The sequence below is a fragment of the Roseibium marinum genome (assembly GCF_002906165.1).
GTDB classification, from domain to species: domain Bacteria; phylum Pseudomonadota; class Alphaproteobacteria; order Rhizobiales; family Stappiaceae; genus Roseibium; species Roseibium marinum.
The window spans coordinates 187,615-207,682 of the sequence record NZ_PPCN01000006.1 but is presented as its reverse complement, the minus strand read 5'-3'; the positions used below and the strand labels follow the sequence as shown (position 1 = coordinate 207,682).

Genomic DNA, 20,068 nt, shown 5'->3' with positions numbered 1-20,068 from the left:
AAATTCCATTTCCTGGCCAGTTCCCGGGCGGTTTGACCGCGCGTTGAAAATTTGCGGCAATTTAGCCGGTTCTCTTCCCGGCGCAAGCCCTTGCGGTTCCGCCCGCGTTCATTTGTCGGCAGAGCGGCCCGTTCGCCGAAACGGCGGCGGCCGTGTTGCCGTCCGAAAAGGGAGCAAGCCGCGCCGGGCACTGCATCGCGTACTTGCAATTGGGCGCGGGACGGTTGATGCTTTTGACAATACTGCAAATCGACAATGTGGTGATTAAATCAGCCGGGGGCGGAATGAACCTCATCGACTTCGAACTGGACACCTACGATTATCTGACCTTCCTGATCCTTGTGCTGATTATCGTTGCATTCTTTTATGCGATGATCACGGTGGGCGGTTTGCCCGGCAAGCTCGCGGAGAAGCGGAACCATCCGCATGCCGAGTCCGTGAAACTTGGCGGCTGGATCGGGCTTTTCACCGTGTTCCCGTGGATCCACGCACTCATCTGGGCTTATCACGACTCCCTCACGGTCGATATCCGCAAGCATCCCAGCGACGGGGAGCCATTGCGGGAAGGTGACAATCCGCAGGCAGCGGACAGTGGGCCGGGTCCGGCTACACCCGTACAGGCTTCCCCCGTGCAGGCTCCCTCTGGCGAGGCGTCGAATGCTCCATCTGGAGATGGAGCCGGGGCATGACAATCGCCATTCTCATTCTGGCCGCCTACGCCATCTTCATGTGGCTGGTGTTCTACAAGTTCCGCTGGTTGAAGTTCAACATCGCCTGGGGCGTCGTCACCTTCTGGGTAGGCATTCATGTCCTGTTCCTGCTGGTGGTTTTCCTGAGGTTCTACACGCCCTTTTCAATCGACGGCCATGTCATCCGGCAGACCATCCAGATCACCCCGCGCCTGCCTCATCCGACGCTCCTGGAGGAGGTGTATGTGGCGCAGAACGAAAGGGTGAAAAAAGGCGACAAGCTCTACCAGTTCGACACGACGCTTTACGTCGCGCAGCTTCAGGAGGCGATGGCGACCCTGGTCAGCAATCGGCAGAATGCGCTGAGCCTGCAGGAAGATGTCGACCTGGCCCAGGATTCGCGCGACGAGGCGGTTGCAAGGCAGCAGTACACCGCGGAACAGGTCACGCGCTACGCGGACCTGGTTCCCAAGGGCGGGGCCAAACAGGAAACACTGGACAGGTGGAATTCCGAGCTGGCTACGGCAACGGCGCAGGTCGCGCAGTCGGAGGCGAACCTGAACAAGGCGCAACTGGCGGTCGGCGCCCAGATTGACGGGGTGAATTCCCAGGTTGTCTCGGCCCAGGCGCAGGTCGATCAGGCGCAGTATTATCTCGATCAGACAACGATCCATGCGCCTGAAGACGGGACGATCATTTCTCAGCAGGCCCGGCCGGGGCTTGTGGTCGGCGGACTTCGCATAGCCGCAATCGCGGCATTCATCGCCGACGCCGATCCTTATTTTCTGGCCACCTTCTACCAGGAACATCTGAAATTCGTGAAATCCGGCCAGCCGGTGGAAGTGGCGCTGGACATTTATCCGGGCCGGATCTTCAAGGGCAGGGTGAAGAACATCTGGGAAGGGACGGGCCAGGGACAGATCCTGCCAAGCGGATTTGTGCCGGAATTCATGTTCATGAAGCCGCAGGGCCGTTTCGCCGTGGAAATCGATCTGGACGACGATCCTGCCCTCGTACGCTATCCGGCCGGCGCGCATGGCGCGGTGGCGATCTATACCGGCGGGGGCGGTGGATGGGTGGCCGATTTGCGGCGAATAAACCTGCGCCTCTACAGTTGGATGAATTTCATTATTCCGTTTGATTTGTGAGTAGGGGCGGGTATGGGGCGTTCAAGGCAATTCCGTCACGGTCTGGTTCTGAGCGGGCTGTTGATGCTCGGCGGCTGCATGGTCGGACCGGATTTCGAACGGCCCGATGCGCCCGTGCTCGACAGCTGGAGCAGCGGCGCGAACCTGCCGATAGACAGCCGCACCGGTTTCACCAGCCGCAGCGCGAATTCCGTGCCCTGGTGGCATGTTTTCAGGGACGAAACGCTGAACAGCCTGATCGCCGAGGCCTATCGCCAGAATATCGGGCTGCAGGCTGCGGGCGTGCGGGTGTATCAGGCGCGCGCGCAGCTCGGCATCGCCGGCGGAAACCTGTTCCCGCAGGTCCAGCAGGCGAATGTGAGCTCCAGAACCACCCGCTTCAGCACCAAGGATCCCTTTATCAGCGACCTTGAACGCGTCGGGCTGGTCGACAATCAGTTCACCGATGTGTCGGCCGGTTTCGACGCCGGCTGGGAGATCGACCTGTGGGGCAAGATCCGGCGGAACATCCAGTCGGCGGATGCCGATCTGAAGGCCAGGCTCGCTTCCTATGACGATGCGCTCGTGACGCTGACGGGCGATATCGCGGCCGTCTACGTCACCATCCGGGAACTGCAGCAACTGATCGCCACCGTGCGCAGAAATGCCGTGCTCCAGAAGAAGTCGCTCGATCTCACACAGTTGCGTCTCGAGAACGGAACTGCGACGAGACTGGCGGTGAACGAGGCGACGGTTCTCTACAACAACACTCTGGCGAGCATCCCGAATTACGAGGCGAAACTGGCGCAGGCCTATAATGCGCTGAGCCTGCTCCTGAGCGAACCGCCGGGCGGCGTGAAGTCCCGGCTCGGGTCAAGGTCGAGCTTCCCGCGCGTTCCCGCGGAAGTGGCCATCGGGGTTCCGGCCGACATGCTGCGCCGGCGCCCGGATATCCGCAGCGCGGAATACAGGGCGGCGGCCCGCTCGGCGCAGATCGGCGTGGCCAGGGCCGACCTCTTCCCGGCATTCTCGATCTCCGGGGCGATCGGTGTCAGGGCGGACGATTTCACCAATCTCTTCGGCAACGGCACGGCGGCGGGTTTCATCAATCCGGGATTTTCGTGGAATTTCCTCAATTACGGCCGGATCCAGAACAATGTCCGCGTTCAGGACGCCAAGTTCCAGGAAGCCCTGCTGAACTACGAGCGAACCGTTCTGGCGGCCTATGCGGAAGTGGAAAACGGCCTGACGGGGTTCCTGAGATCGAAACAGGAAGCGGTCTATCTGCGCCGGTCCGTCACGGCCGCGCGCAATGCCGTAAGCGAAGTCGATGCCCAGTTTGAGGACGGCACCGCCCCCTATAACCGGGTGGTCCAGTCGCAGCGGCAGCAGCTTGTTGCGGAAGAGCGGCTGATTGCGGCCCAAGCCGATGTGCTGACCAACCTGATCGCGGTCTACAAGGGGCTCGGCGGCGGCTGGATGCCGGAAAATGTCGATGGGCTTATTTCGGAGAAGACCCGTCAGCAGATGACGGAGCGAAGCGGTTGGGGACTGCTGCTGGAAAAACCGGTTGAGGACCAGGGAAAAAGCTGACGCTGCCCGCATTCGGACCGATGCCTAGCCGGCCCGGTTCGCTTCTTTGCCGTATTTCGCCATGAACATGTCCACGCTTTCGGTGATGATCTTGTCGACTTCCGCGCGGTCCGGGACGCGGGCGGCGTAGAGGTTGGGGAAAAACCCGCGCGACTTGATCAGGCCGAGAAACTGCTTTGCCGCGACCGCCGGGTCGTCCACGGATAGCCGGCCTTCTTCGGCTGCCCGCCTCAGGAAAGCTTCGAAATCGGACTGAAGGGTCATGCGCGCTTCCATGTCCGCCGCCAGCAAGGGGTCGCGGATCGTTTCGCTCATCACCATGCGGGCAAGGTTCATGAAGCAGGGATTGATCAGCAGCGCGCCTTCCGCCCAACCCAGTTCGATCAGCATTTCGCGGACAGGCTTTGTGTTGTCGTAGGGAATTTCAAGCGCGGAATTCACCTGGTCGACGAGGAACTGGTTGATTTCGTGAAAGAGCACTTCCTTGCTCTCGAAGTGGTTATAGACCGTCCGCTTGGAGACCTGCGCCCGCTCGGAAATCCGGTCCATGCTGGCGCCCGCATAGCCTTTTTCCTGAAATTCCGCGATTGCGGCTTCAATGATCTGCTTTTTCTTCCGGTCTGATACGGACATGCCTTACCCGAATTCTCTCCTGGCTGAATTTTTTCCGCGGGACGGGTCCCGCTCCCTTTCATCCCAAAAATTCCGCCCTATGTAAACTATGGCGTTTACAGACGCGCAGACAATCATTACACTGCACGGTGTAGTTTACTCCCTTTAGCCAGATCAGGCCAGCCAAAGGAGATGTCTCCTCATGTCCGTTACATTGAAAATCAACGGGGAAACGCGCACGCTTGATGCCGATCCCGACAGCCCGCTTTTGTGGGCGTTACGCGACGAACTCAAATTGACCGGCACAAAATTCGGTTGCGGCATTGCCGCCTGCGGTGCCTGCACCGTCCATCTGGACGGAATGCCGATCAGATCCTGCCAGACCTCGGTTGGAGATCTGGAAGGCGCCGAAATCACCACAATCGAAGGTATCGACAGCAAGGCCGCCGAAGCCGTGCAGACCGCCTGGCAAGAGCTGGAGGTACCGCAATGCGGCTATTGCCAGTCCGGCCAGATCATGGCCGCGACCGCGCTGTTGAGCGAAACGCAAAAACCGACCGACGAAGACATAGACGCCGCCATGGACGGCAATGTCTGCCGCTGCGCCACCTATGCCCGTATCCGCAAGGCGATCCACCTTGCTTCAGACAAGATGGAGGGCTGAGCCATGCTTCATATGCTGCAAAAACCGCTCGAGGCTGCACAACCGAGCCGCCGGACCTTCTTGAAGGTGTCCGCGGGCACCATCGGCGGTCTCGTTCTGGCCATGAACCTGCCGCGAGCCGCCGCATCGGCGGCCGAGGGCGAATTCACCCAGCCGTTCGTGCATATCCGCCCGGACAACACCGTTGTGGTGCTCTCCAAGCATCTCGACAAGGGCCAGGGAACCGCTTCCGGCCTGAGCACCCTGGTTGCCGACGAGCTCGATGCTTCCTGGGATCAGGTCAGGGTCGACTTCGCGCCATCCAATCCGCAGCTGTATGCGAACACGATGTTCGGTGTACAGGGCACGGGCGGCTCGACCGCCATGGCGAATTCCTTCATGCAGTACCGTCAGGCCGGTGCCGCGGCCAAGGCCATGATCGTGGCCGCCGCCGCGAAGGACTGGGGCGTCCCGGCTTCCGAGATCACCGTTTCCGGCGGTGTCGTCTCGCACGGTTCCGGCAAGTCCGCGACGCTGGGCGAGCTGGCGGGCCTTGCGGCCGGTGAAGAGGTTCCGGCCGAGCCGGTGCTGAAGACGCCGGATCAGTGGGTTTATATCGGCAAGTCCTTCCCGCGCCTCGACGTGAAGAACAAGACGTTCGGCGCGCCGGGTACCTATACGATGGATTTCCAGCGGGACGGTCTCCTGGTGGCAACGGTTGCCAGGTCTCCCCGGTTCGGTGGCAAGGTGGCATCGTTCGATGCGGGCGAAGCCATGAAGGTTCCCGGTGTTGTCAACGTTCTGCAGATTGCGAACGGGGTCGCCGTGATCGCTGAAAGCACCTGGCCGGCGATCAAGGGCAGGTCGTTGCTGGAAATCGAGTGGGACGACAGCGAGGCCGAGACCCGGTCCAGCGATGCCATGATCGCCGAACTGAAGGAGATGACGGCACAGCCGGGCATCAAGGTGCGCGAGGACGGCGACATTGACGCGGCCCTGGACGCCTCCGCAAGGGTCATCGAAGCGGATTTCGACTTTCCCTTCCTCGCGCATGGCGCGATGGAACCTCTCGACATTGCCCTTTATTTCGACGGGGAGAGCGCGGAGCTGTGGTTCGGGTCCCAGATCCAGACCATCGATCACAATGTCGCGGCCGCCGTGCTTGGTATTCCGTTCCAGAACGTGAAGATCAACACGCTCTGGGCAGGCGGCTCCTTCGGCCGGCGCGCCCAGGCCGACGCCCATCCCGTTGCCGAAATCGCTTCGCTGGCCAAGGCGATGCAGGCAGCCGGCATGGCAGCCGCACCGGTGAAGATCGTCTGGACCCGCGAGGACGACATGGCTGGCGGCTATTACCGGCCGATGTCGGCGCACAGGATCAGGGTCGGCCTCGATGCGGCGGGCAACGTCACGGCGTTCAAGTACAACATCGCGGCGAAATCGATCGTCAAGGGCACGCCGTTCGAAGCCATGCTCATGAAGGACGGTGTCGATCACAACATGACCGAGGGGGCGCATGACACGTCCTATGCCTTCCCGCTCATGAACATGGACCAGGCGTATCAGGAAACGCAGGTTCCGGTTCTGTGGTGGCGCTCGGTGGGGCACACCCACACGGCCTATGTCATGGAAACCATGATCGACCGCTTGGCGAAGGAAGCGGGAAAGGACCCGGTCGCCTATCGCCTGGAGATGATCAGGGACGATCCGCGCAAGGCGAATGTGCTGAAACTGGCCGCGGAAAAGGCCGGCTGGGACAAGCCGCTGGCCGATGGCCGTTTCAGGGGCGTTGCCGTGCACAAGTCGTTCGGCTCTTATGTGGCGGAAGTCGCTGAAGTCTCGTTCCGCGACGACGGCACGGTAAAGGTCGAGAAGGTGACCGCCGCGGTGGATTGCGGCACGCCGATCAACCCGGACAACATCGTTGCCCAGGTCGAAGGCGGCATCGGCTACGGCCTGGGCGCGATCCTGCGCAACCAGGTGACACTGGTCGACGGTGTTGTCGAGGAAACCAACTTCGACACCTATGAGCCGCTCAGGATGTCCGACATGCCGGAGGTCGAGGTGCATATCGTCGCCTCGAACGAGCCGCCGACCGGCATCGGCGAACCCGGCACGCCGCCGATCGGCCCGGCCGTCGCCAATGCGATCGCCGCGGCGAAGGGCGACTGGATCACGAGCTTGCCCTTCTCCAGGACGGGTGTCGTGTAGGCTTTTTGTGCTCTGCGAAATGAAAAAGGCCGCCTCCGGGCGGCTTTTTTTGTCGCCGGCGGGGAAATTGGAGTGGGCTTCAGCATCGGCGTTCCGGAGAATTTCATATTTTAAATCAAATGTTTCGTGGGTGGATCGCGGACGTATGGCACTTTCTCGGTCGAAAAATTTTGCATTGAACCTCTTGCTATGGCCCTAGGGGCCGGTTCAACTTGAAATGGAAATTGTGCTATGCAGCATCTACTGGAGATGGGTCTCCGAACTCACGATAGGCAAGAACATGCTGACCAGATCGGAATTGCAGTTGCAAGCAGGCCTTACGCGAAAAGCCCTGCGCATCTACGAGGAAAAAGGACTGCTGGTCCAGGGACTGAATGCGAAACGGCAGGCGGTCTACCGCGAGGAAGACGTCGAGTCAGCCATTCTGATCAGATCGTTGCGTCAGGCCGGCGTCCCGATCGCGCAAATCGAAGAGGTTCTGCGTCCGGGCTCGGCCGCGCCCCTGAAGGAAGTCGACGCGATAAGAGACCTGTTGCGTGCCTCCGTCGCGAGTACACACGACGCGCTACGGAAACTGGACACATACTTCGCATGTCAGGCAAAGCAGGTGCGGAAACTGCGTCATGGCGGTTACTGGGCGCTGGGAACAGAAGCTGTCGTCGACAAGAAAAGCGTCGCCGATTTTGTGACCGACTTCGCAATGCAGATCCGTGAATGCGGTTTGGATACCGGCGAATTCGCGGCGCGCTACGCGGACGAGAAAGAAAACGTCGTCAAGGTAACCTGTTTCAAGGAAGCGCCGGAGGCCATGCCGTCCACCCTGGACGAATACAAGCAGTATTTCATTCCCGAAGATCTTTACTACGCGGTGAAAGCACAGGGCGTTACCGGGAATTACGGCTGTTTTGAGGGCTGCTACAGCCTCCTTGAGGAAGCGCGCCTTCAGGAGACGGCCAAACCGCCTCGCCAGGGCCCCATCGAAATCTACCTCAACTACCCGTACGACCAGGCCCGTGGAAAGACTTTCGAAGCCCTGTTGCTGAACTAGGCCGTGTGGACGAATTGGAGACGCATTACGTGAAAAAAGAGACGAGAGATGGCGGCGAAAGATCCGCGGCGCATATCGGCGATACGTTCAAGGGTCTTTTGGCGTCAGGTCGAAGTCTCTTGTCTCACCCGAACGGCCGGGCCCGCAGCGCCCAATCCCCGCGCCAATCCGTCTTGATGATGCGCCCGCATCACCTGCGCCGGATTGACTTGATCTTGAACGATGCGGCTCCCGGCGAAATGCATCTCCAATTCGTCCACACGGCCTAGCACGGACCGGTACGCGACACACCGAGACCCGACATCCGGTCGGAAAGCCCAAGCCAGAATGACTTCAAACACGCGCGGCGGCAACGCAGCGGTGAGCGGATTTTTGCATCTTTCGTGACCATTAACCGGAGCCTTTTGAGATGACACATGAAATTGGCCTTTTCCGCCCTTCATCCGATCATCTGGTGAGGCGTCTCTGGCAGCATCTTGCACTCCTGCGCCCCTCGCACTGGTGCAAGTCGCTGATCGCGATCCCGATCGGACCCGCTCTGATGATCGGCGATGCGACAGGGCCCGCCCTGCTTGCCCTGGCCGGCACGATCACGATGTTCAGTCTCGCCTCGGCAGCAGTGTATGTCGTCAACGATCTCTCGGACATCGACCGGGACCGTGCGCATCCGAGCAAGCGTAATCGGCCGCTCGCTTCGGGTGTCGTGACGCCGCAGGCGGCCCTGTGGATGCTGGCCGGGTTGCTCGCGGTTCTGGTTCTTCTGGCGCTTGTCCTGCCGGCTCTCCTGACGGCAATCGTCATCCTCTACCTTCTTTGCAATCTGAGCTACAGTTTCTGGCTCAAGCACGTGCCGATCGTCGAGATGCTGATCGTCCCCGCCGGCTTCGCCTTGCGGACGGTATCAGGCTACGTGGCCTTCGGTGTTGTCCCCGACCCCTGGGTGATCGCGACAGTGCTGTCGGGGAGCCTGCTTCTGACCGTGGGGAAGCGGCGGGACGAGTTGCGCCGCGTCAAGACTTCCGCGGATCACCGGCCGGTGTTGAGGCACTATTCCGAGCCGCTTCTGGATGCGTATCTTCTGGTCGCCGCGGTCGCTTGTCTCGGCACGGGCCTGGCCACCATGATCCAGTTCTTCGACGCGGTGGACCAGCGGGTGCTGTTTTTCATCAGCCTGCCATTCGCGGTTTATCTCTTCAAACGCTATCTACTGCTTGCTTTCGCCGGTACCGGGACAGGCAACCCCACACGTCTGCTCCTTTCCGACAGGACGATCCACGTCGCCTTTGTCTTCTGGGCCGTGGTGCTGGGGTCTTCCGCGCTTCTGGACAGTTTCGGGACCTTCGACGGGATCGCCGCGCTGGAGGCCGCACATGCCGCGCACTGAGCGGAACGACCGGCCCGGCCGTTCCGCGCCTGTCGGCCGCCAAAGGCCACGGTATTGCGGGACGGCAGCGCAGCAGCGGCCGCTGGCCGCGAGGAGGACGCCGTGTTGAATGCCCGTCTCGCCCTGACCGTTGTCCGGTCCGCGCTCACTCTCGTCGCGGTTGTCTGGATCGCGGCCTTCTTCAACCAGCATCGCGAGAAACTGGTCCTGGCCCTGGCGGAAATCGACCCGGGCGAATTGAGCAGCGCGATGCTTTGGGTCCTGGTGGGCCTGCTGCCGGGCGCGCTGGCCTGGCAGCGGCTTCTGGCCCGGGAGCTGCCCGGTGTGCCGGCCGCGCGCGGAATTCTGGTCTATCTTCGTTCGGGGATCGGGAAATACACGCCGGGGGGTGTGCTGGCATTCGCGATTCAGCATCGGCTTCTGCAAGCGGAGAAAGCCGGGAGCATCCTACTGCTGCGCGTCTTCATGGGCACGGCTCTGGCCGCCTGTCTCGCGGCCGCTCTGATCGGGGTGCCCGCCGTGTGCGCCCTGATCGGCGTCAATATCTGGGTCCTTGGTGTGCCGATCGTCCTTGCCACAGCGGCGGTGCTGGGGCTTGCCTGCTGGAGACGGCAATGGCCGGTGGTGCCACGGATCCTGGAGCGCATCGGCGTTCCCGCTCCGGTCCCTTTCGCGGCAACGGTGGCGATCATGGCGGGCGCGTGGACCCTGACCGGACTGCATATGGCCGTACTGGGTCTGCACACCGGGGCAAGCGCCGTATTCCTTGTGTCCGCCTACAGCTTCTCGGCCATCGCCGGCATCGTTTTCGCCGTGCTGCCTGGCGCGGTCGGTATCCGTGACGGCGCATTGCTGGCGATCCTCTCCCTGCAGATGGCGCCGGCGGATGCCTTGATGCTGGCTCTGCTGAGCCGGGCCCTGATCATCGCCGGAGACGTCATCGGAACCGGGCTCGCAGCCCTGGCGCTGGGGCGCCGGATCAATGCTCACACCTGAATGAAAGGACCCTCCCATGCCGCAGCAAGATTTCGACGTCACGGTCCTGCTGAACTATTACGCCCCCTATGTTTCAGGCTTGACGGAGACCGCCCGTGTCGTGGCCGAGGGGCTGGCGGAGCGGGGCTGGAAAGTGGCCGTGGTGGCGACCCGCCACGAGCCGGGCCTCCCCGAGCAAGAGATTATTGGCGGTGTGCACGTCTTCCGGGCACCGGTTCTCTTCAAGGTCGGACGGGGGCCGGTCAGCCCGGGCTTTCTGACATTGGCCCGGCGGATTGCGGTGCGGTCGAAGGCCCTGCACCTGCATCTGCCGATGCTGGAAGCAGGAGCAATCGCGGCAATCGCTCCGCGCATTCCGGTTGTCTCGACCTATCATATCGATCTCTGGCTGGCGCCATCGCTTACCAGCCGCTTGCAGATCGCCGCGGTCAACCTGTCGGCACGGATCGCGCTTCGCCGCAGCAGCCACGTGGTGGTCAACAGCGACGACCAGGCGCATCATTCGCTGCATTGGCCGTCGATCAATTCGGTCCCGTGGTCGTCCATTGCCGCGCCGTGTCTGGACCCGCGCGGCGGCAAACCGGTCTACCGGGACGGTGACGGGCACCATGTCGGTTTCCTCGGCCGGATCGTGCCCGACAAGGGCATCGAGTTTCTCATCCAGGCATTCCGCCGTGCAGCGCGGCCTCAGGACCGGCTGCTCCTGGGGGGCGAGCACGACACCGTTGCGGGCGGCAGCAATATCGCACGGCTCCATGAACTTGTGGACGGCGATCCGCGCATCCGCTTCCTGGGGCCGCTCAAACGGGACGAGACGCGGGATTTCTATGCCTCGATCGACACTTTCGCGCTGACCTCGGTCGCCGAATCCTTCGGTATCGTCCAGGCCGAAGCGATGATGTGCGGGCTACCGGTCGTGGGCTCCGATCTGCCGGGCGGGCGGGTGCCGGTCGTGGAGACCGGCTTCGGCATCCTCACCCGGCCCCGCGATGTTCCGGGTATCGCCGCCGCGCTGACCGATCTGCGCGGCTTTCCCGCGGCGCAGAAGCGGTCCCTGGCTGAAAAGGCACGTTCGCTCTATAGCGCGGAAAGCTGCATCGACCGGTATGCCGCGCTGTTTTCGCGTCTTTCGAGCAGGCAAACCGTCGATATCCGGCGCGCCCTTCCCATGGCCGTCGAGGAATGACTTCGAAGCGCGAGACACAGTGGCGCTGTCCTGCAAACCGGTCGTGCCGGCGGCGCGAACCGCAAAGTCGATGATCAGGAGATGAAGATGGAAGTCACGTTAACCGGCGGCTCGGGTGTCCTGGGCCGAAATCTGACAAAGCGGCTTGTCGCATTGGGGCATCGCGTCACCAGCCTGGATCTTTCCCCCATGCCGGAAGTCGAGAACTGCAGGCAGATCGTCGGCGACATCCGGCATGAAGCAACCGTGGCGCAGGCCATTTCGGGTGCGGACATTGTGATCCACGCGGCCGCGGCATTGCCGAGCTACCGTCCGCAGGACATCCGCTCCATCTCTGTCGGCGGCACGCAGACCGTCATGGATGCGTGCCATGCGGCCAGGATCGGCCGGGTTCTGCAGATCTCCTCTTCGGCGGTCTATGGGCTGCCCGATGTGGTGCCGACGAGTGAAGAACACCCGCGAGAGCGGGTCGATCCGTACAATTGTGCCAAGATCGACGCGGAGCTGATTTGCGAGGCGTATCGGGCCAAGGGTATGTGCGTTCCCATCCTGCGGCCGAAAACGTTTCTGGGGCCTCACCGGCTTGGCATCTTCTCGATGCTTTTCGAATGGGCCGCGGAGGGACGTAATTTTCCGCTCATCGGAGGCGGCCATTACCGGAGCCAGTTGCTCGATGTCGACGATCTGGTCGAGGCCATCGTGGCGGCGATGACCCTGCCGGACGCTCAGGTGAACGATAATTTCAACATCGCCGCGACTGAATTCACGACACTGCACGACGATTTCCAGGCTGTTCTTGACGCTGCGGGCAAAGGCAAGAAAGTCATTCCGCTTCCGGTCGGCCCGGCAATCGGGTTGCTGCGCCTTCTGGAAATCTCGGGGGTCTCGCCGGTGTACAAGCGGCTTATCTACAAACTGAGCCGCGATGCCTATGTCAGCACCGAACACGCGGAAACCACCCTCGGGTTCCGTCCGAGACATTCAAGCAAGCATGCCATCTTGAGGACGTTTCAGTGGTGGCGGCAGCAGAACATGTCGAAACTGGCCAGCCGGCAGACGGGCCGCACGAGCCGGGAGCCGTGGAAACAGGGCGCGCTCGGTCTGGCCAAATGTATGTTTTGAATCCGGAAATTTGAGGCAATCGGTATGTCTGAACGCCACGTTGGATCTTGGGTGAAACAGTTCTGGCACAGGAAAAAGGACAGGCGTAGCCGGGGCGGGACCTTGTCGAAAACAGTCCTTGCCTTGGCCGTTCTTTGGCTCGTCTTCGCCATAACGCACGAAATCCTGACCGGGAGGTTCTGGCTCTGGGTTGTTCCCGGCGTGTCGCCGCCAATTCTGTTTGCCGCGGTTCCCCTGGTTCTCGCGATCCTGACCGTGTTCATCAGATCCTACAGGGGTGCCGTTTTTCTGACCGCCCTGGCCGCGTTTGTTGTTTCGATGCCGTCAACCGGACTTAACTTCTCGGTGCTGACACACCGGGCGCAAGCCGTGCAGCCCGGCCTTGCGGTCTCGGTCGTTCAGATGAACACTGACTACTGGGGCCAGCTCCGTGATGGAACGCTCACGGACCCGAGAGACAGGGACGCCATGCTGGCTTACCTGCGGTCCCTTGATGCCGATGTCTACCTGTTGCAGGAACATATGCAGCGGGTGGGCGATACGGCGCCCCCAGTGACAGACCTGTCGGATGTGGCGGAAGTCTTTCCCGAATATCAGGCGATCGCGGCGGGGACGCTGCTGACACTGAGCCGGCTGCCGGTGTCGGAACACGCCGTTGTGCGTTCGGACAATCCGTCCATCCTGCAACTGCCGCCGCCGCCTTACGCGTTGAAAGTTGATGTGCGTGTCGGCGGCCGGGTCCTGTCCACCTATAACATCCACATGCCGATCCAGATCATCATCGAGAAAAACTGGTTGTCATGGGATTTCTACAACGAAATCAGGCGGCGTCATTCCATCCGCAAGGACGAGTTCGCGGCTCTGACGGCGGAAGTCTCGCGAAATCAATCGCCGCTGGTCGTCGCCGGAGATTTCAATACCAGCCCGGCAATGGGAGACAATCGTGGACTTCTGGCCGTGAGCCAGGACGCAGCCGCCTTCAGTTCGATTGTGTACCCGGCCACCTGGCGGGTCGGAGGGCAACTGCCGAAACTGTGGCGCAACGACTGGTTCCTGATCCGCAACGACATCCGGGTTGACCGGTTTGAACAACTGGACCCGCAGGGGAATTCGGACCACCTTGCGCAATTTGTCGGTTTGACGCTCACGGATCAGCCGGAAGATGCGCCCGCCAGATGACACCCTGCCCGCGAAAGCTCACATCCTGGCCGGGTATGCGGGTCCGGGAACGATGTCACGGACGCGGCGGGCCGGGTCTTTTCAGCACGCGGCAGAGGCGGTCGATCGCGCGCCTCACCTCGGGAAGATGGCGGTCGTCCTGATGCGTGACGAGCCACTGGTCATGGGACAATTCCTGTACCGTGTTTCCGGTCCGGTGCAGGGCCTGTTGCGCATCGCCGATAAACGTCGGCAGGAGCGCGATACCCTTGCCCGCCAGGGCCAGATCCAGACTGTTGCGCGGCGCATTGACCTCGCACAGGGCATCATTCCCGACGGTCCTGTCCAGCCAGCGCGCCGAGGGTGTGTCCGCCAGCACCTTGATCCACCGTTCGGGCGCGCCGGGCACGGCATAAGGAGCGAACTCGACTTGCATGAGCTTGCGGCCGGCGAGGTTTTCTCCGGTGGGGCGGTGATTGCGGAAACCGATCACGACTTCGCGGTGCGGAATATTCAGGGTCTTTTCCGCCGAGATGAACCGCAGCCGGATGTCCGGGGGCGTGCCAGTGATGCTGTCGAGGCACTCCAGCAAGGCCAGGGTTGTCCACGTTCCGGCGGAGATCTTGATCAGCGGCCGCTCCGTCTGATCCGGCGTCGCCGCCAATCGGAGGATGCGGGTTTCGATTTCGGCGAGCGCCACCATCAGGTCGCGCCCCTCGGCGGTCAATTCGTAGCCGCGGTCGTGCCGGATAAACAATTCGCGCTTCAACGTCCGTTCCAGCGCGTGCATTCGGCGCCCCAGGGTCGCGGCACTGCGCCGGGTCGATTTCGCAGCCGCCGAAAGGCCGCCATCGCGGGCCACCGCGAGGAAGAGATGCAGATCGCTCCAGTCCAAATCCTTTTCATCCATGAAAAGATCCGTTCAAACAATTTCATTTCGACACTTCGACAAGGCCTTTATTTTAGGGGCAGGTCAAGTGCGGCGCCCGTCCTCCGGCAGGCTCTCTGCGGGAGAAAAGGACGGAGCGATGTTCACCGGCCCGAGAATAGACGGAGACAGATATGAAGAGCCCCCCGAACCTGGGACCGGCTGAAGTGCCGTTTCCCCAAGCCCGGATGACGCAGGCACGACGTGACGAAGACGCCTTTCTGGAGGTGCATGGCGGCGCCGGTTGCGTCGTGCTGTTTCAAATTGTCGAAGGGATCGCGTCGGGCGGGGACCCCTTGTGGCGGCGGATTGTCAAAATTCTGCGGGCCGTGAGACACGCGGGTCCGCAAACCTCAGCGGTGTCGAAACAGGAGCATGTATGACGCAAGCCAAGAACAGCAGTCCAGGCATGGCGACGACCGCCTTGGGACAGGCAGGGCCGTTGGTTTCCCGAATGGGACTGGGTACCATGACCTTCGGCGCGGAGACGGACGAGGAAGGGTCTTTCCGGCAGCTCGATCTTTTCGTCGACCAGGGCGGAACCTTCCTCGATACCGCCGATGTCTATGGCGGCGGGGCTTCGGAAAAAATCATCGGCAAATGGGGGCGCCGGCGCGGTGGCATGGGAGATCTTATCCTGGCGACCAAGGGACGGTTCGCGCCTCCTCCGGGAAGCCACGGCGCCTCGCGGCGCGCTATCGTGCGATCCGTGGATGCCAGCCTCACGCGGCTGCAGGTCGAGGCCATCGACGTTTATTTCATTCACGGCTGGGATCGCCACACCGATGTCGCCGAGAGCCTCGCCACGCTGGACGACCTCGTGAGTGCGGGGAAGATCCACAATATCGCCTGGTCGAATGTCTGCGGCTGGCAGATCCAGAAAATTGTCTCCACAGCCCGGGCGCAGGGGTATCCCGTTCCCGTGGCCGTCCAGCCGCAATATAATCTTCTGGACCGCGGGATCGAGCTGGAAGTCCTGCCCTGCTGCCTGGAGGCGGGATTGTCACTGACGCCATGGTCGCCTCTGGGGGGCGGCTGGCTGACCGGCAAATATACCGCCGAAGCGCGGCCGACCGGAGCGACCCGGCTGGGAGAGGATCCGAACCGGGGCGTGGAAGCATACGACCTCCGCAACACCAGCCGGACGCATGCCGTTCTCGATGCACTCAGGTCCATCGCTTCCCGTCACGGCCGGCCTCCGGCCCACGTGGCGCTCGCCTGGCTTGGCAGCCGCCCCGGCGTTGCCTCGATCCTGCTGGGTGCGCGCACCGAAGAGCAACTGGCTGACAATCTCGCGGCCAGGGACCTGGTCCTGGAGGTGTCAGAGCTGGAGACCTTGACGAAAGTGTCCTCGCCCGGCCTGCCCGCATATCCCTACGGGTTTCTGGAAGACTGGTCGCAAGTGGACGTCTGGAAGACGCTCGGGACCCAAAGCGTCTCGCGTTAAATTGAATTCAGGAGATCGCCCGAACGCGTTTGCAGTGCAAATGCTGCCTCGGGCGTCTTCCCAAATCCATGCATCCGCTTAAACGCAACACGCTATAGATGTGAGCTTTCAAGAGGTTGTCCATTCAGGCCTGAGCGAGGAAACTGGAGTTACCACACTTCAAGTCTTCCAGGAGAACCCGAATGGATGCCCGGGACACGCTCTGAAAAAGTTGAACCGGCCGGGACCGCATCAACCGGCGGTCAGCGCGTCCCGGTCTTTCTTGCGCATGCGTTCCGACGCGGATTTGAGCTGGCCGCAGGCGGCGAAGATGTCGCGGCCGCGCGGGGTGCGGATCGGGGAGGCGTAGCCGGCGCGGTTGACGATGTCGGAGAATTCCTCGATGCGCTCCCAGTCGGAACATTCGTATTCGGAGCCCGGCCATGGGTTGAACGGGATCAGGTTGATCTTGGCCGGTATGCCCTTCAGCAGGCGGACCAGATCCAGCGCGTCCTTGTTGCTGTCGTTGATGCCCTTCAGCATCACGTATTCGAAGGTGATGCGCTTTGCGTTGGACAGGCCCGGATAGTTCCGGCAGGCGTCCAGCAGGGCCGCAATGTTCCACTTCTTGTTGATCGGCACCAGAACATCGCGCAATTCGTCGCGGACCGCATGCAGGGAGATCGCCAGCATGCAGCCGATCTCGTCGCCGGTGCGGAAGATTTCCGGCACGACACCGGAGGTCGACAGCGTGATGCGGCGCTTGGAGAGTGACAGGCCGTCGCCGTCCGAGGCGATCAGAAGCGCTTTCTTCACGTTTTCGAAATTGTAGAGCGGTTCGCCCATGCCCATCATCACGACGTTGGTGACCAGCCGGCCCTCGGAGGGGACAATAGCGCCCTGCGGTGTGTGGGCGTCGGGGAAGTCGCCGACACGGTCGCGCGCCAACAGGACCTGCGCGAGGATTTCCTCCGCGGTCAGGTTGCGGACCATCTTCTGGGTGCCGGTGTGGCAGAAGGTGCAGGTGAGGGTACAGCCGACCTGGGAAGAGACGCAAAGCGTTCCCCGGCCTTCCTCGGGAATATAGACGGTCTCGACCTCGACCGGGCGGCCGGCGCCGCGCGGGAGAAAGCGGAACAGCCACTTGCGCGTGCCGTCGACGGAAATCTGCTCGGAGACGATTTCCGGGCGGGCAATGGAAAAATTCTCGTCGAGTTTCTGGCGCAGGTCCTTGGCGATATTGGTCATCTGCGCGAAATCGGACACGCCGCGCACATACAGCCAATGCCAAAGCTGGGACGCCCGCATCCGCCATTGTTTCTGCGGTACGCCTATGGTGCCGAGCGCTTCGCCCAGTTCTTCGCGGTTGAGGCCGATCAATCCCGGTTTTTCCTCGCCCGGCAGCAGGGAGGCTGCGGCTGGAACCGTCGGCGCGTTCGGATTGTCCCGCGCGATATCGAGCGTAATCGCCATGTCGTGATCCGTTTTCCTGTCCGGCGCTTTTCGTGACGTATCCAGCTTTGTGGATGCGGCAGCCGGTCACCTGATCGTCAGGTTGAAACTCCAGATCAACAGACCTCCGACCAGCAGGAAACGGAAGTCAAAAAGTTGATCGATTTTTAAAGTGTCGGAGCATCTTGTCTGCGCTCAATCGAACGCGGCATGCTCAAGCCGTTTCCAAAACCACAAACGCGGGTAAAAATCAAGTTTTCCGGCTGCATTGGTGCCATGCGGCCAGTGAGCCCATTCATAGCGAAAAGCCCGGCGAAGGCGCCAGAAGCGCCCTGCCGGGTCAATGTCGTGATCGCGGGTAAGGCTTCGCCGGTTACTGGCAGGCCTGGCCGGCGGTATTGATCGCCGCCGTCACGCCGGAAAGCGAGAACTTGTAGGTCGTCCGGGTGCCGCGGCTGGATTCGCCGTTGACGCTCATTTCCCGGCCTGCCTTCATGGCCGCGACGAGTTGCGCCTCGGTCGCGGCATTTTCCACCCAGGCGCCGTCATTGTTGGTGAACAGCGTAAAGGCCTTGCCGTCGATATCGACCGTCACCGAGGACTTGTCCTTGAACGGGTATCCGACAAGCAGGCTTGGTTCGGAGCTGACGCCTTCCGCCGGACGGGACGTCACGAAGAAGAACACGTCCCCGTGATTGCGATCCCCGGGAAGCAAGGTGGTCGGCTTGGTCAGCGCGTAGCAGACCTTGCCGCCGCCGCTGGTCAGCGCATAAGCCGCCCAGTCGTTATGCTGCTTCAGGAGCGTCGGGGTTTGTGCGAAAGCCGCTGCACTCGAAACGGCCAGGCCTGCAAGGGCTAGAACCAGCGATTTTGCTTTCATCATCTCCACACCGTTTGGCTTTGAGTTTCCGTCAAATTCAATTCAATTGCCGTTTGTCATATAAACCTTGCTTTAATGATAACTTAAAGCGGGTTACGAAAGGGTTGAAGCCACGGCAATTGGTTTTTTTGAGTTTTTGACGCTCTTTTTCTCATGTCGGGGCACGGCCGCCGGAACGGGTCCGTTTCCCGGATCGTCCCACAGCCTGTTGCGGTTAATCACGGCAACAGTGTGGCGGTGTGGCTCAACCCCCTTTCGAAAACCGGCGAACGTGCTAAAGATTTGTCATGACCGGAAGGTCGGCAGGGAGTTTGGCAGCCATTGGCGGATGCGCAGTATTATTCCAACCTCATCGTCAAGGTTGCGGCGGAGCGGGACAGGGCTGCCTTCGTTGAATTGTTCGATCATTTCGCTCCGCGCCTGAAGGGTTACCTGATGAAGCAGGGAGCGGACGACGCCGTTGCCGAGGACGTTGCCCAGGATGTGATGGTAACGCTCTGGCGCAAGGCGGAGCTGTTCGATCCAGGTAAATCCTCCGCCAGCACCTGGCTCTTCCGTATCGCCCGCAACCGCCGCATTGACCGCCTGCGGCGGCAAAAGACCGCGGAACTCAACCCGGACGAGCCGGCGCTGCAGCCGGTCCCTCTGCCGGATGTCGTCGACGAGATGGATGCGCGCCTGCGGGAAACACGAGTCCGGGCCGCGCTCAAGCAATTGCCCGAGGAACAGCGGCAGGTGGTCCGGCTGGCCTTTTTCACCGGACAGTCGCACAGCGAAATCGCGGAGCGGACCGGACTGCCGCTCGGCACGGTCAAATCCCGAATACGCCTCGCCTTCGGCAGGCTGCGCCAGCTTCTGGAAACCGACGAGGCCGTCGATGTGGATTAGGCGGTTTGCCGTTGCCGGTCTGATTTTCTGCGCAGGGGGCGCCAGCGCCGCGGCGGACCCGTTGCCGCGGGGGTTCGTTTATCTGCGCGATACCGTTCCCGATATCCGCCAGGACATGCGTTACGCGGGGCGCGACAATTTCATGCGCAAGCGTCTGCCCGGCTACGGGGCACCGGAATGCGTATTGACGCAAGACGCGGCCAGGGCGCTCGGCAGGACCCAGAGCGCCGCCGTGAGCGCGGGTTACTCGCTCGTCGTCTTCGACTGCTACCGGCCGCAGCGAGCCGTCAACGCCATGGTGGCCTGGGTCAATGCCGGCAAGGGGACGGACCCTGCGTATTACCCGAATGTGTCAAGGGCGCAGTTGATCCGGCAGGGCTATATCGGCGCGAAAAGCAGCCACGCCCGGGGGTCCACCGTCGATGTTGCGCTGGAACTGCTCTCCGGCCCGGCGCATGAGCCCGATGCCCGGGCAGCCTGCGCCCGCAAGGATCGGGAGACCGCCGATTTCGGGACCCCGTTCGACTGCTTCGACCCTGCCAGCCGAACAGAGTCGACGGCGGTTGCGGTTTCCGCGCAGATACTGCGGCGGAAACTCGTCGCACTGATGCAACGCGGCGGTTTCCGGAATTATCCGGGCGAGTGGTGGCATTTCACTCTTCAAGGCGAACCGTTTCCCGGCACGGCCTTCGATTTTGCGATCGAGCGCCGGTAGCGGCGGCCGT

General features: G+C 61.8%; 19 protein-coding genes. 15 read left to right on the top strand and 4 right to left on the bottom strand.

Translation table 11 applies throughout. The features are described 5' to 3' along the window. Positions 1-227 precede the first annotated feature (227 nt). The 3 genes from CLV41_RS15395 to CLV41_RS15385 are packed head-to-tail and all read left to right on the top strand — an operon-like array spanning position 228 to position 3,409. Positions 228-689, top strand: a complete 462-nt coding sequence (locus CLV41_RS15395; protein ID WP_103223298.1) for a DUF3302 domain-containing protein — start codon at positions 228-230, stop codon at positions 687-689. Then, a complete protein-coding gene (locus tag CLV41_RS15390) occupies positions 686-1,837 on the top strand; it encodes an HlyD family secretion protein (protein ID WP_103223297.1) in 1,152 nt (383 codons plus the stop codon). Before CLV41_RS15395 ends, CLV41_RS15390 begins: the two co-directional genes overlap by 4 nt. 12 nt (positions 1,838-1,849) lie before the next feature. Continuing rightward, the gene (locus CLV41_RS15385) at positions 1,850-3,409 is read left to right on the top strand and encodes an efflux transporter outer membrane subunit (protein WP_103223296.1); all 1,560 of its coding nucleotides are present in this window, start codon (positions 1,850-1,852) and stop codon (positions 3,407-3,409) included. Positions 3,410-3,433: 24 nt separating this feature from the next. Here CLV41_RS15385 and CLV41_RS15380 read toward each other — a convergent pair whose 3' ends face one another. Beyond that, entirely contained in the window at positions 3,434-4,042 is a 609-nt protein-coding gene (locus tag CLV41_RS15380) for a TetR/AcrR family transcriptional regulator (protein ID WP_103223295.1), read from the bottom strand. Positions 4,043-4,223: 181 nt separating this feature from the next. Here CLV41_RS15380 and CLV41_RS15375 point away from each other — a divergent pair, with 181 nt between their 5' ends. The 8 genes from CLV41_RS15375 (at position 4,224) to CLV41_RS15335 (ending at position 13,790) form a co-directional block, all read left to right on the top strand. Continuing rightward, on the top strand, positions 4,224-4,685 hold the full coding sequence (locus tag CLV41_RS15375; protein ID WP_103223294.1) for a (2Fe-2S)-binding protein: 462 nt from the start codon (positions 4,224-4,226) through the stop codon (positions 4,683-4,685). A gap of 3 nt (positions 4,686-4,688) precedes the next feature. Then, on the top strand, positions 4,689-6,875 hold the full coding sequence (locus tag CLV41_RS15370) for a xanthine dehydrogenase family protein molybdopterin-binding subunit (RefSeq protein ID WP_103223293.1): 2,187 nt from the start codon (positions 4,689-4,691) through the stop codon (positions 6,873-6,875). Positions 6,876-7,092: 217 nt separating this feature from the next. Beyond that, the gene (locus tag CLV41_RS15365; protein ID WP_103223292.1) at positions 7,093-7,923 is read left to right on the top strand and encodes a MerR family transcriptional regulator; all 831 of its coding nucleotides are present in this window, start codon (positions 7,093-7,095) and stop codon (positions 7,921-7,923) included. Between the two features lie 409 nt (positions 7,924-8,332). Then, entirely contained in the window at positions 8,333-9,307 is a 975-nt protein-coding gene (locus tag CLV41_RS15355) for a UbiA prenyltransferase family protein (protein WP_103223290.1), read from the top strand. 102 nt (positions 9,308-9,409) lie between these two features. Then, positions 9,410-10,303 carry a lysylphosphatidylglycerol synthase domain-containing protein gene (locus CLV41_RS15350; RefSeq protein ID WP_170107211.1) on the top strand — a complete coding sequence of 298 codons (894 nt, stop codon included), beginning with the start codon at positions 9,410-9,412 and terminating at the stop codon, positions 10,301-10,303. Between the two features lie 16 nt (positions 10,304-10,319). After that, entirely contained in the window at positions 10,320-11,489 is a 1,170-nt protein-coding gene (locus CLV41_RS15345; protein WP_103223288.1) for a glycosyltransferase family 4 protein, read from the top strand. 87 nt (positions 11,490-11,576) lie between these two features. Further along, complete coding sequence (locus tag CLV41_RS15340; RefSeq protein WP_103223368.1) at positions 11,577-12,611, top strand: NAD-dependent epimerase/dehydratase family protein; 1,035 nt, start codon at positions 11,577-11,579, stop codon at positions 12,609-12,611. Between the two features lie 102 nt (positions 12,612-12,713). Then, positions 12,714-13,790, top strand: coding sequence for an endonuclease/exonuclease/phosphatase family protein (locus tag CLV41_RS15335; protein WP_170107210.1), 1,077 nt, complete (start codon positions 12,714-12,716; stop codon positions 13,788-13,790). A gap of 55 nt (positions 13,791-13,845) precedes the next feature. On the opposite strand, the gene CLV41_RS15330 is transcribed toward CLV41_RS15335, so the two are convergent. Beyond that, positions 13,846-14,679, bottom strand: a complete 834-nt coding sequence (locus CLV41_RS15330; protein ID WP_103223286.1) for a LysR family transcriptional regulator — start codon at positions 14,677-14,679, stop codon at positions 13,846-13,848. Between the two features lie 152 nt (positions 14,680-14,831). On the opposite strand from CLV41_RS15330, the gene CLV41_RS15325 reads away from it, so the two are divergent. Together CLV41_RS15325 and CLV41_RS15320 are read left to right on the top strand one after the other, a co-directional pair. Further along, the gene (locus CLV41_RS15325; protein ID WP_103223285.1) at positions 14,832-15,080 is read left to right on the top strand and encodes a hypothetical protein; all 249 of its coding nucleotides are present in this window, start codon (positions 14,832-14,834) and stop codon (positions 15,078-15,080) included. Further along, positions 15,077-16,144 (top strand): aldo/keto reductase, encoded by a 1,068-nt coding sequence (locus CLV41_RS15320; protein ID WP_235867143.1) that lies wholly within the window; start codon positions 15,077-15,079, stop codon positions 16,142-16,144. Before CLV41_RS15325 ends, CLV41_RS15320 begins: the two co-directional genes overlap by 4 nt. A gap of 231 nt (positions 16,145-16,375) precedes the next feature. On the opposite strand, the gene rlmN is transcribed toward CLV41_RS15320, so the two are convergent. Together rlmN and CLV41_RS15310 are read right to left on the bottom strand one after the other, a co-directional pair. Further along, positions 16,376-17,596, bottom strand: a complete 1,221-nt coding sequence (rlmN, locus tag CLV41_RS15315; RefSeq protein WP_103223284.1) for a 23S rRNA (adenine(2503)-C(2))-methyltransferase RlmN — start codon at positions 17,594-17,596, stop codon at positions 16,376-16,378. Positions 17,597-17,948: 352 nt separating this feature from the next. Continuing rightward, on the bottom strand, positions 17,949-18,458 hold the full coding sequence (locus CLV41_RS15310; protein ID WP_103223283.1) for an invasion associated locus B family protein: 510 nt from the start codon (positions 18,456-18,458) through the stop codon (positions 17,949-17,951). 318 nt (positions 18,459-18,776) lie between these two features. Between CLV41_RS15310 and CLV41_RS15305 the strand changes: the two genes are divergently transcribed. Both CLV41_RS15305 and CLV41_RS15300 read left to right on the top strand, forming a co-directional pair. Continuing rightward, positions 18,777-19,343 (top strand): sigma-70 family RNA polymerase sigma factor, encoded by a 567-nt coding sequence (locus CLV41_RS15305; RefSeq protein ID WP_103223282.1) that lies wholly within the window; start codon positions 18,777-18,779, stop codon positions 19,341-19,343. Further along, on the top strand, positions 19,333-20,058 hold the full coding sequence (locus CLV41_RS15300) for a M15 family metallopeptidase (RefSeq protein WP_103223281.1): 726 nt from the start codon (positions 19,333-19,335) through the stop codon (positions 20,056-20,058). Before CLV41_RS15305 ends, CLV41_RS15300 begins: the two co-directional genes overlap by 11 nt. Positions 20,059-20,068 lie beyond the last annotated feature (10 nt).